The organism is Bacteroides sp. ET336, assembly GCF_024733815.1.
Taxonomy (GTDB): Bacteria; Bacteroidota; Bacteroidia; order Bacteroidales; family Bacteroidaceae; genus Phocaeicola; species Phocaeicola cellulolyticus.
On sequence record NZ_JANRHK010000004.1, the window covers coordinates 259,278 to 273,129 of the forward strand.

The 13,852-nt window shown below is 33.1% G+C and carries 6 protein-coding genes; all 6 read right to left on the minus strand.

Annotation, left to right across the window (positions count from 1 at the left end; genetic code table 11):
* Window positions 1–6: 6 nt before the first annotated feature.
* The 6 genes from hepC to NW213_RS06690 all read right to left on the minus strand — a co-directional run bounded on the left by hepC (window position 7) and on the right by NW213_RS06690 (window position 13,485).
* A complete protein-coding gene (gene hepC, locus NW213_RS06665; protein WP_258322232.1) occupies window positions 7–2,007 on the minus strand; it encodes a heparin-sulfate lyase HepC in 2,001 nt (666 codons plus the stop codon).
* A gap of 126 nt (window positions 2,008–2,133) precedes the next feature.
* Window positions 2,134–3,813 carry a RagB/SusD family nutrient uptake outer membrane protein gene (locus NW213_RS06670; protein ID WP_258322233.1) on the minus strand — a complete coding sequence of 560 codons (1,680 nt, stop codon included), beginning with the start codon at window positions 3,811–3,813 and terminating at the stop codon, window positions 2,134–2,136.
* 18 nt (window positions 3,814–3,831) lie between these two features.
* Window positions 3,832–7,032, minus strand: a complete 3,201-nt coding sequence (locus NW213_RS06675) for a TonB-dependent receptor (protein ID WP_258322234.1) — start codon at window positions 7,030–7,032, stop codon at window positions 3,832–3,834.
* 317 nt (window positions 7,033–7,349) lie between these two features.
* Window positions 7,350–8,483, minus strand: a complete 1,134-nt coding sequence (locus tag NW213_RS06680) for an aldose epimerase family protein (RefSeq protein WP_258322235.1) — start codon at window positions 8,481–8,483, stop codon at window positions 7,350–7,352.
* Between the two features lie 145 nt (window positions 8,484–8,628).
* A complete protein-coding gene (locus NW213_RS06685) occupies window positions 8,629–10,281 on the minus strand; it encodes a RagB/SusD family nutrient uptake outer membrane protein (protein ID WP_258322236.1) in 1,653 nt (550 codons plus the stop codon).
* 15 nt (window positions 10,282–10,296) lie between these two features.
* On the minus strand, window positions 10,297–13,485 hold the full coding sequence (locus tag NW213_RS06690) for a TonB-dependent receptor (RefSeq protein WP_258322237.1): 3,189 nt from the start codon (window positions 13,483–13,485) through the stop codon (window positions 10,297–10,299).
* Between the last annotated feature and the right edge of the window lie 367 nt (window positions 13,486–13,852).

Here is a 13,852-nt window from a genome sequence, read left to right on the forward strand (position 1 = left end):
TGATTCTTATTTTATTTTACTTTCCAAGTCCTTAGTCTTTCCATCTACAGTAACCTTTACTTTTACTCCATTTTCATTAAATTCTTTATTTATAAACTTGGCCTTAATATCAGGATAAGCAGTATTCGATTTTGATGGAGTTATTACAGTAATATAACGAATTGGGTTAGCATCATTCTTTTCAACATCAAATGCTATAGCAGTACGTGGAACTCTTTTACGATAAGCGACAGAACGCCATCCTTCCTTTTCTCTCAAAGAAATTTTATGATCAGAAAAGCACTGTAACTTCACGTTACTATCACTATTAAAATCTGTTGTCAAAATATTATTCTTTGAATCAATCTTTACATTGCCCTCACACAACTGATAATTTAAATTAACTGTACCTTTTGCCTCTCCCACAGCTTCATCTACTATAACAAAATAACAACCATCAACAAAGAATACTGTTCTACGATGTTTCAGGCCTTCATAATGAGGATTTTCAGTTACCAAGATCTGTACATTACCTTCCGGCTTCCATAGTTTTGTTACAGATTCTGTCGTATCAATAGTTCTTCCATCCAAAGTCAAAGTATTATGTACTTGAGTCTGACGGAACCAATTACGTAATTTCATAACTTCATCGTCACCGGCATAAACATATGCTCCACTATCGGGAAAAAGATTTTTTCCGTTAAACCACAATTCAAATGTACCATTATCTGGTTGACAATGCCATTCTCCCTTCGGTCCGGCCTTTACAACCATTACTAAGGCATCATTTTCCCATCCAGTTCTAAATGTGAAGAAACCTGAAGCCAAAGAGCCATGTGACAAATATGGAAGAGGTTTACTTTCTGCACCTTTTGTTGCATAATATTTTATCCATTCGTTATCCGGAAAAACTTTTGCCCATTCCTCATAATTACGTCTTTCCTCTTCAGGATCACCTAATTTAGCATCACTAAAACAAGGATTAGAATAATCAGGGAAACAAATATTAGCATAGAATTCAATCATGCGCTCCATTATGTCAACGTACTCTTGAGGAAATTCATTACGGAAACCGTTCATTCCAGCCATGCGTAAAGCTTTCAGAAAAATGTTAATTGAAGCTAGATGATAGTGAGGGTCCAATTCATATTGTCCACCATCTGAATACACCTGTTTCTTTACTTCTCGGTTAAGAATATCTATACCGCTTTGTCTCCATACAGAAGCGTCCTTGAACTCAGGAAAGAATGTCCCCGCATAAACCATACGTTGAGCTTCGAAAAGCAAATGATTACCTTGCTCTGAATAATTCCCCATTATATACTGAGCATGACGATGGTAATTTACCAAAAACTCAGTCAAGAATTCTGGAGTAAATGAAGGAGATATTTGATAAAGTAAAAACTGAATCGTTTGATCCTGCAAACGGTTACTTACTTCCAATGGTCTCCACGCAAACCTTACATTATCTTCCACAGCTCTGATTTCACCGGCACTTCCTTTATCAAATACTTCCTTTTCAACTTCCACCAAAGGATTCTTTTTTATCCAGTCCATATATTGATATATCCATTCCTTGGCATATTTTTCATCACCGGATAATCTATATGCTTTACCCATAGGAGTAAACCATTTATGACGATGCAACTGCCAACGTAATTCGTTGTCTTGAACAGGCCAATATTCCCAATTTATATCCTTTCCATAGTTATACGAAGGCTGATATCCTTTATGAACAAAAAAAGTATGTTCCAGAGCATCGTCTGCCCACTTTTGCTCTTCTGCTGTTATTTTGATGTTATTCAAATCTATATCAGGATGCTTTATAGACGTACGATTACGATAATAATCCAGTAATGCTGAAGATGCTTTTTCCCATTCCTGTTTATCACATGCGGCTTTTACTTGTTCCAACCCCGGATAATTCAAATCCAACATTTCAAAAACTTCTTTTCTTAATTCTTGAGAATTTGCCCCAAAAGGTACAGTTAGAAACAATATTGCAATTATATATTTTAAGGTTTTCATTTTTTACATATTAAGAAGTTTAGAAGCTCTGCTTTTAAGGTATAAATTCTATTCATCAAGAATAACAATCACCTAAAAAACAGAGCTTCACCCTAATCATTATTAAATACCTAACTATAATATTAATTATTCATAACCAGGATTATTTTTACCTTCCAAAGCAGGATTTGCCTGGATTTCACCCAATGGGATAGGGAATAACTCATGTTTACCTTTTACAAATTTCTCACCGGCAACATATTTTCCCTTCAATTTCGTATCCATATTATCTTGGAAAAGTTTCAATACATCACCCAAGACACCCCAGCGTAGAAGGTCGTATTTTCTTTGCCCTTCAAAAGCCAATTCAAATCCTCTTTCCCAATATAAAGCAGTACGGAAATCATCAGCACCACCACCGTTAAAGAAAGGCAAGTCATATAAGTTTGGTTGTACTGTCCTATACTCTTGAAGAGATGTAACAGGAGTGGCATGTGAACGCGTACGAACCATATTAAGCAAATTCCACGCCTCTGGTGAATTTCCAATTTCATTATAAGCCTCTGCAGCCATAAGCACTACATCTGCATATCTCAAAGGACAATAATTTACACCAGTATGGTTAGGATCTATAAAACCTAAAGGCATCCATTCTCTACGCCATTTTCCAGGATACCAATCTGTGGGCTTACTTGCTGTACTTTTTTTCACATGATTATAAACGTTTTTATCCCATTTCAATTGATAATCTACAACCATAACATCACGTCTTTCGTCTGTTGCTTCAAAAAAAGATTTCCAACAAGGCATTACGCGAAAGAATGCATTTGCACGCCCCATAAATTTAGAATTCTCAGTAGGCTGACATCCTGGTGCTTCAACCAAAGGCCCATTATACGTAGCCCAAAAACCATTATTATCTTTAAATCCCTCTCCAGTTGGATTAAAGGCAATCTCCCATAAACTTTCCTTATTGTTTAAGATACCTGCTGAATAACTTTTAAACAGTTCGGTATAACCTCCATCATAGAACCCATGTCCACCTTTATTCTGGATAGTAGTCCACTCAGTAATTACAGCATCAAAATAGGATTTCCTCAACTCATCCGAAGGACAAGACAACTTACCATCCATTTGTAAGCTATATCCTGCACGTTGCAGATACACGCGCATCAATAATGCATGAGCTGCAATCTGATCTGGAACTTCAGGCGACGTAACTGTTCCTACCTCATATAAATTTTCCTTTGCAAAATTTAAATCTTTGATAATCTCATCATATATAATTTGTCTATCTACCCTAGGTTGAAAAGCTTCATCATATCCTCCGGTATAAGTAGTTTTATATGGAACATCACCCCAATATTTAATTAAATCAAAACTTAAAAAAGCTCTCAAAAATTTTGCCTCTGCTACAAATGTCTTTAGATTTTTATTATCCTCATATCCAGACATCGCTTCAATGTTTGCTATTGCAAAATTTGCTCTGTCTATACCTTGATATTTGTATTTCCACAAATCTGCTACCCATGTATTGGTTGATTTAACCATATAATGAGCTATATCACGGCGGGTATTATCAGTTCCTGTCCCATTTATATAATATGTATCATCTGATGCAGACATAGCCATTTCAAACTGTCCATAATGATTACCTGTCGATAGACAATCATAAATACCTATTACAGCCAATTTTGCTTTTGATTCTGAATCAAAAAAAGTATCTTTTTCATAATAGGAATCCGGTTCTTCTGTTAAGCTACAAGAAACAAATCCCATACTTACAAATGCACTTATTGCAATATATATTTTTCTATAGTTTTTCATTGTTACCTATTTTTAATATTAGAAAGCAAGATTAATACCAAACACAAATGAACGGCTTCTTGGATAAGCACCAAAGTCAACACCTGGAGTTAATCCGTTACCCATTGTTGATACCTCAGGATCAAAGCCAGAATATTTAGTCCATGTCAAAAGATTACTACCTGTAGCATACAGACGCAGCTTGGAAACACCTATTTTCTTCAACATTGTTCTAGGGAATCTATATCCTAAAGTTATATTACTTAATTTCAAATATGAACCATCCTCTACAGCCCATGAATGAATGTAAGTATCACCAACCTCATTATCAGCAATAGAAGCGATAGTTTTACCATTGTTTATTGCTGCAAGTTCTTTCGGATCATTAATCCATTCACCTTTATCATTTATCCAAGTCCAACGATTTTTACTATCAGAAACCGCCAATACATTCTTATTATCGAGAGCAGTCTTTGTATTAGTCAATTTTGTTGCATTGAAAACATCATTACCAAAACTGTAAGTCAAGAAAATACTCAAATCAAAATTCTTATATGTAAAGTTATTATTAATACCACCATAGAATGTAGGATATGCATTGCCTATTACAGTTTTATCTTCTTCTGTAATTTTATTATCTTCACTTCCATCAAGATTCTTAAATTTCCACATACCTGGCTGTACATTGTTTTTTTCACCCATATATGGAATACCATCTTTTAAAGTATATGTTTGTGTAGCCGCATCATAAGTAAAATCTTCTACCTGATATATACCATCTGTAACATATCCATACATTTGCCCTAACGGTCGACCTACACCAATAATATGAGTGTTCTGATCATACCCAAAAGATGCTTCCCATAGCTGAACATCTTCTCCTGTCAATTTTTTTACAGAATTCTTGTTATGTGAGAATGTAATAGAAGTGTCCCATGTAAAATTCTTAGTCATAATGTTTGTAGTATTAATTGTTAAATCAATACCCATATTCTCTGTTTCTCCCGCATTAATGACCATTGAAGAATAACCGGCTGATTCTGGTAATTTGGCACTCAAGAGTAGATTGCTACTTCTATTAAGATAAAATTCTGGTGAAATAGTGATACGCTGATTCAAGAAACCTAAATCTAAACCTATATTCAAGGTTTTATTTGCTTCCCATTTCAAATCAGGATTTGGAACCTGATTAGAGACATATCCCGATTGAGTAGAATCACCATTAGGATAAGTAACTGAGCCCATTATAGCTAGACTCTGATAGCTACTGATCCTATTATTACCCGCCAAACCATAACCAACTCTCAATTTCAAATCTGAAAATACATTCAAATCTTTAATAAATTCTTCTTCTGCCATACGCCAAGCTGCTGAAAAAGCAGGGAAATATCCCCATTTATTATTTTTACCGAATTTGGAAGAACCGTCGGCACGTACTGACGCCGTAAACAAATACTTGTCTTTATAGCCATAATTCACACGACCAAAGAAAGACAGTAATTTGTCATCATAATTAACAGAAGACTGAGCCGTACTCGGCAAACCTAATGATAAATCTGCAAGTCCAATTTCATCATTTGGGAAGTTTGTAGCAACTGCTTTAAAACTACGTGTCCATTTATTAACATATTCTTGTCCTGCCATAACTGTGAGATCATGACCTTTACCTTTCCAATTGTATGTAAGAACATTTGAAGTTTGGAAACTTCCATTTTCAATATTCTCAATACTTCCGTTTATACTTGAACGTTTTCCGGTAACAGACTTATCTCCATAGAAAATATCATTCCTACGATTCTGATAACGCATACCTGTAGTATTACGGAACGACAGTCCTTTTATAATTTTATATGTAAATCCTCCGTTTGCTTGGAATGTTCTATACTCACGATCTTTTGTTTCTTCTGCAGCAGACAATAAAGGATTCTGCATTACATTACCAGTATCATCCACAAAAATCGGATCCTCATCTCCTAACAAATCTATATCATTCCCATTTATGCCAATAGTAGGACGGTATTGTAGTATGTGCTGCATTTTATTAAAGCGATCACCTCCTTCAGATGTGCCCATTCCCTCAATACGCATTTGGTCAAAACTCATACGAGCATTTACAGACAAACGGTCGTTAACTTTACTATTCAGATTGAAAGAAATATTATGCTTAGTGCTACCACTATATACCATAGCACCTTCTTCATCATAATAAGAATAAGCCATACTATAGTTCAATTTATCACTACCACCAGAAACGCCAACGCGATAGTTTTGAGTTAAAGCAGTTCGTCCCAACGTCTGATCTTGCCAGTCAATACCCTTACGATTTAAATAGTTAGTTTCTATATCGCTATATTTTCCATATATTTTTTCAAAACTCTCAACCGCACTTTGCCAAGATTCCTCCGTTCCCCTTTGATCGTAAACTTTACGTTCATAATCCAGCTTAACGAATTCATAAGGAGAAAGGACATCTAGTTTCTTAGCAATTTTCTTAAAACCTACATAGGTGTCAAATGTAACAGTAACTTTACCTCCTGCTTTAGCACCTGATTTAGTAGTTATGACAACAACACCATTTGCACCACGAGCTCCATAAATAGCAGTTGCAGAAGCATCCTTCAAGATATCAATTGATTCAATCTCAGCCGGATCAAGAGTTGACATACCATCCTCACTAGGAAAACCATCAATAATATAAAGCGGTTCATTACTTTGTGTTATTGATATACCACCACGTACACGAATTGAAATAGAGGCACCTGGTGTACCTTCACTTTGCATCACTTGAACTCCGGCCATACGTCCCGCAAGAGCTTGAGTCACATCACTTGTAGGAACCTTTAAAAGTTCCTTACTATTAACTGAAGCGACAGAACCAGTCAAATCTTTTCTCTTTACAGTAGCATAACCAATAGCAACAACTTCATCAAGAAGAACAGCATCAGCTTTAAGTTGAACATCAATGACTGTTCTGCCATTAACCTTAACTTCCTGAGTCTGCATACCTACATAAGAAAATACTAACACTGCTTTTGATGGATTATCAATAGTCAAAGAATAGTTACCTGCCATATCTGTGACAGTTCCTACGGTCGGTACCCCTTGAAGAACTACACTACCACCAATCACTTCGTAGCCCTCAGAATCCGTTACCTTTCCAGTGACCGTAACTTGTGCATATAAAGAAATGCCCAATGTTACCATAAAAAATAATAAAATGAATCTTTTAAAACAACTCATAATAATAACAATTTTAAGGTTTTGATTAATTATCTTGATTTTGTCACATGCAAAATTACATACAGCCATACTAAAAATTCTCTAATATTGTTCTAATTGACATAGCAAGAACAATTTATAATATTATTTTTGTTGAATAAAATATTAAAATTATCCAGATTGCAATTATATAATCTTGTTCCGATAAAACAACGAAGTATTTTATTTCAAATGACTAAACATTTTATCATGACAAAAAGATGCTTTCAGGCTTGATATTACATATTGTTTTAAGATAAATAAAAACATTTTAGATGCCCATGCTTAAAGATTGACATCTAAAATGTTTCAAATTTATAGATTGTAGTCTGCCTATATACATCATTAGGATAAAGAGCTGTTGAAGGAAAATTTAAATGATTCGGAGAATCAGGGAAATGCTGCATTTCCAAACAGACTCCTGCATATTGCATATATCTTTTGTTCCCATGACCTACCCAACGTTTCATATCAGAATTTGAAATATAGAACTGCATTCCAGGTTCAGTAGTATAAGCCTTTAAACGTCGTCCACTTTTCTTATGCTCTATTATAGCCGCAAGCGATAATTCTCCATCTATCTTGCTTAACTTATACGAAGTGTCGTATTTATATTCACCATCTGACAACGGAAAAGATATTTTACGATAATGCATAAAATCATAATCTGTTTTTTTTACAGTGACAATCTCACCTGTTGGAATACCATCACTGTCAGTGACTAACATCGAATCTGCCTTTATATAAAAATTATGACTTAATACATTTTCATTACATCCAGATAAATTAAAATAACTATGGTTCGTAAAATTTACTACAGTAGGCGCATCTGTATGTGCTTCATAGTTCAGGATTATTTCATTTTTTTCAGTCAAAGTATATGATATTGAAAAATCCAAATTACCTGGAAATCCTCCATCCAAATGAGGGCTTCTATAAGTAAAAACAATCGTAGCTTTATTTGAATCACAAGAAATCTCACTAACATCAAATACTCTTAGATTGAAGCCTTTGCTTCCGCCATGTATAGAATGTATTCCTTTATTATTCCTCTCCAATATATAATGCTTTCCATCTAACTTAAACTCAGCATTTTTTATTCTGTTAGCATAACGTCCCACTGTACTTCCATACTTAGGATTAGGCTTGGTATATTCTGAAATAGAATCAAAGCCCAAAACCACAGATTCTATTTTACCATTCCTGTCTGGTACAGAAATATCTGTAAGAGCCGCTGCATAATTTGTAAGCCTGATAACCATTCCAGATGAATTTATCATTTCATACTGGAATAATGTATCATTATCAATTAAAACTGTATCTATACAGGAAACAGTAACATTATTCATCTTACTAGTATTTATACATTCTATACTTACTAAAAAGAAAAAGAATAATATTAATAAGGTAAGAACATTATTTTTTATTTTCATTTCTTATAATATATCTAGGTTCTGCTATTCATAATAGTAGCCTTTATCCTATAATAATATTATTCACAAGCAGAACCTAGAAACTTATAAATTTTACAACTATTATATAATAATCTGCTCTTATAAAATATAATAAGATTTAAAACTAATAATTAGGATTTTGTTTTAATTTTCCTTTTGTCTCTCGTATCTCATACTCTGGTATTGGATACAATTCATGTTTCCCAGATTGAAAATAATTTCCTGCTGCCCATACATAATTTTTTAATTCACCTGTTTGTACAGCAGTATTGAATTTTTCAGCAAAGTCATCCAATACAACTCCCAATTTATTCCATCTTATAAGGTCAAATCTACGAAATCCTTCAAAACATAATTCTCTTGCCCTTTCCAACATTATATAATCAAGAATATCTTCAGAGGAATTAAAATCATTTAATCTTAAATCTATAACACTATTAGCAACAGTCGGAGCATATCCATAAGCTCTTCTTCTTACTTGATTAAGACACTCAAGAGCAATATTATCCAATTTACCATCAACTACCCCAACGGCCTCAGCATACATCAATAAAATATCCGAATAACGCAAAAGTATAAAATTTATATCCATATTCTCTAAATCTTTTGGAGGACCTGGAATCCAATTACGTCTCCATTTTCCCGGAGCCCAAGTATAACTTTGATTTCTTGGTATTTCTATTACTTTATCTTGAGCGTCAATTTTAAAGGTTGCTACAGCCGTTTCTCTACGTATATCTTCAGAGTCATAAAAATCATAAAAGAAATGGGTAGTTTTAATAAAAGAATTTCCTAAACCATAAGATGAATTACGATCTATTTCAGGCGAATTATATGAACCGATTTTACTACTATGCTCATCTTCACCAGATGGATTAAAGAATTGCACTTCATACATGACTTCATTGGGTTCTAGGATATTCTCACAGACATTCTTAAACACACGTTCATAACTTACATTCAATTTATGATGATTTGAACTGATTATTTCCAAACAAACTTCCTTTACCTTATTATAATAATCCAAATAATTATTTGGACGTTCCATTTTCCCATTTTGTTGTAATGAATATCCACCTCTGTAAAGATATGTTCTAGCCAAAAGACCTAAAGCTGCACCTTTTGTAGGTCTTCCTTCGTATGTAGTAACTTCATCATGCCATGGTAAATCATTTGCCGCCTCATTGAAATCTTTAACAATCTGATCATATACAAGCTCTCTATTACTCTTTTCTATAGCAAAATCTTCTGTATTGTCAGACGCAGATAGTTTAAATGGAACATCCCCCCACATACGAACCAAATCAAAATAACAAATTCCTCTTAAAAACTTGGCCTCTGCAATCAATCTATTAAATGTTTTTTTAGCATCATCATCAGGCAATTCAACTTTATCAGCATTTTTCATTATCCTATTTACCCTATCAATTCCTGAATAATAATATCCCCAAGCCTCTTCTATCCAAGTATGAGCTGTATATATGTTATAATGTCCCAAATCTCTTGCTGTATGTCCTGTGCCTGATCCCTTAACATGACTCAAATCCGTATCACAATCTGTCACCAACATAAAATGTCCATATGTCATTTTTTGACTTAAAACTTCAAAAGCTCCATTTACAGCTAATTCAAGTTCAGAAACATTGTTATAAAAATCTTCCTCATCATAGAAATCATAAGTTTTTTCTTTCAACAAATCATCACAAGAATTTAACAATAGAATATTCCCGAACAATACAATAATTATTGCAATAAAATTTAAATATAATGTCTTCATAATATTCATAATTTATCAAAATGTTATATTCGCACCAAATACCATAGAAATAGATGAGGGGTAAGCGCCCCAATCAATTCCTGGTGTTAATCCACCATTAGAGAATGTATTTACTTCTGGATCATATCCTGAATACTTAGTCAAAGTATATATATTATATCCTGTAGCATACAAACGGACATTAGATAGTTTTACTTTGTTTATAAGTCCTTTAGGGAAAGTATATCCTAAAGAAATATTATTTATTTTTAAGAATGAACCATCTTCAACATAACCTGAATGAAAAAATAAATTTGAACTTCCTTCAACTGAAACATAGTTATGATTTTTATTTATATCAGCTAATTGAGCAGGATCGTTAAATACATTTTCTCCTTTATCATTAATAATAGTAAAACGATTCAATGCTTCATTTTTCAATGTATTTCTCCAACGATTGTTAAATTTTGTATAATACATCTTATTTGCGCCATAAATTTTATTTCCAATTGAAAAATTAAGGAAAATACTTAAATCAAACCCTTTCCAAGTAAAATTATTAGTAAAACCGCCATAGAGTTTTGGATTTGCATTACCTATAACAGTTTTATCCGACTCTGTAATTTCATTATCTCCATCTATATCCTCAAACTTCCAAAACCCAGGTTTAGGATAAAAATTCTTATCGTATGGTATATTATCTTTTATAATATATTTTTGCGTAGTTGGATCATAATTAAAATCATCAACACTATATATTCCTTTTAATTTATATCCATACATCTGTCCTAGAGGTTCCCCTACTCGAATGATATAATCACTTTTATTAAATTCTGATGTTTGCGCCCAACCTGACACTATTTCCATATAATTCGAATTATAAAGTTCCTTAACAACATTTTTGTTATGAGATAAATTTAAGCTTGTACTCCAAGAAAAATCTTTAGTATTAATATTATAACTTGTTATAGCGACTTCTACACCTTTATTATTGGTTTTTCCAGCATTTATCATCATAGACCTGTATCCAGAAAGTAAAGGAACTGGTGCATCCAATAATAAATTTTTAGTATCTACATTATACAAATCAACCGTTAATTGTAGTTTTTGATTTAAAAATCCAAAATCTAAACCTAAATTTGAGGTAACATTTGTTTCCCATTGAAGATTCGGATTATATAATTGCTTACTGACAAAACCAGAGGCTGTACTATTGCCATTATATGGAATCCATACTGATCCCATTTTAGACAAGCTAAGATAATTATCGATCTTATTATTACCTGCAGTTCCATAACTTAACCTAACCTTTAAATTAGAGAATAAATCAAGTTTTTTTATAAAATCTTCTTCAGACATTCTCCAAGCAAATGAAGCAGCTGGGAATACTCCCCATTTATGGTTATCACCAAATTTACTTGAACCATCTGTACGCAAAGAAAAGGCAAATAAATACTTATCTTTAAAATTATAATTTCCTCTCATAAAATACGAAAGCATATTTTCACTCTCCAATTTTGTTATAACTTTATCAGGACTAGCTCCTAAAGACATATCCGCCAAGCCAAAATTAATCTTCTCAAATTGCCTTGCTCCAGCTCTTAAATAATCTGTATTATATCGTATATACTCTTGTCCTCCCACAATTGTCAGATGATGTTCAGGCGTAAATGTTTTATCCCAAGTCAATACATTATTATACATAAAACTTTGCTGTTCTTCTATCTCTTTCCAACCATAAGGAGCTCCCGCATTTTTCGCTTGTTTAGATTTTTCAGAATAAAAAATATCAGTTTTAATTGTCCTTTTACGAATTCCGATAGTACCTCTATAAGATAATCCCTTCCATAACTTTATTTCCAAATCTCCATTCATCGATAATATTTGATTCCTTTTATTTCGTAACTCACTTTCTATAGAAGCTATTGGACTTTGCATTTGACTTGCTCCTTCTAATAATAACGCAGGATCATCATCATCAATCAGCAACTGTTCATCATTACCTTCTTTTCCAATTGTTGGTCTATACTGAATTACATGCTGCATTCTGCTGGAAGCCCCACCTTCTTGAAGCGTACCCAATCCTTCTGTCTTTTCATCAATATAACTAAGATTTGTTGAGAATTTGAGCCAAGATGTAGCATCTTGATTTAATTTAACACGAAAGTTATCCCTCTTTAATCCACTTCCGTACCAAACACCTTCATCATTATTTCTAGTATATGTCAACAAATATTTAGTAGATTTATTACCTCCACTGATTGAAACTTTATGTTGTTGAGTTATAGCAGTCCTTCGGTCAAAAACTTCTTTTTGCCAATCAATACCCACTCTATTGCCATATAAATCATCATATTCATTATAATTACCATATATAGGGATAACAAAATCTTCCATTTTATCCGGTTCATTTATACTGCGTTCAAATTCTAGTTTTACAAAATCCTCTACATTAAGAACATCGTAATACTTATTAACCTTTTTAAATCCAAAGAACATATCGTAACTAATATTAAATTTGTCAGAAGTTCCACCCTTAGTTGTTACCAAAACCACTCCATTAGCTCCCCTAGATCCATATATAGCAGTAGAAGAAGCATCTTTAAGAATATCTATTGATGCAATATCACTTGCTTCTATACTTTTCAAACCATCTTCACTAGGGAAACCATCAATAATATAAAGAGGCTCATTACTTTGTGTTATAGATGTTCCTCCACGTACTTTTATTGAAATATCAGCATCAGGCGAGCCTTGTGAACGTATTATTTGCACACCTGCAACCTTTCCACTTAATGCTTGTGTGACATCAGAAATAGGTACCGCAGCCAACTCTTTCGAATTAACAGAAGACACAGCACCTGTTAAATCCTTTTTCTTTACTGTTGCATAACCTATAGTTACAACTTCATCAAGCATTACAGCATCAGATTTTAATTGAACATCAACTCTTTCCCTACCATTTACCTTAACTTCTTGGGTTTCCATTCCTACATACGAGAAAATCAATATAGCCTTAGAGGCATCATTAATTGTAATGGAATAATGACCTGACATATCAGTAATAGTACCAATAGTAGGTGAGCCTTTAAGTACAATACTACCTCCTATTACTTCATATCCGTCAGCATCAGTAACTTTTCCTGTAACAGTAACTTGTGCATATGCAGATACACTCAAAGCTACCATAATAAAAAACAAACATTTTCTTTTAAAACTACTCATAATAAAAATAATTTTAAGGTTATTAGTAATTATATTGATTGGTTTCTCATTTTCAAAATTAAATATTAAAACACAAGAAACACACCAATATTGTGCTAACAAATGCATTAAGGACAATACGTAATTTAACTTTTGTGCAAAAAAACATCATCGTTGTTTATTATATGCCATACAACACAAAGTGTTTACATATATAGTACGAAAAATTCTTTTTTCTTGGGAAAGGATAAAATTTGAGCAACTTGTAAAATAAAAACTGCCTCGCCGCTTTCATCAAAAGACTTCTCTTTTAATGCAACGCCAAGACAGTTTAAGTATTAATCGATAAATAGAAAAAACAATTCAGCGATGTCTGTTTCAATCAATA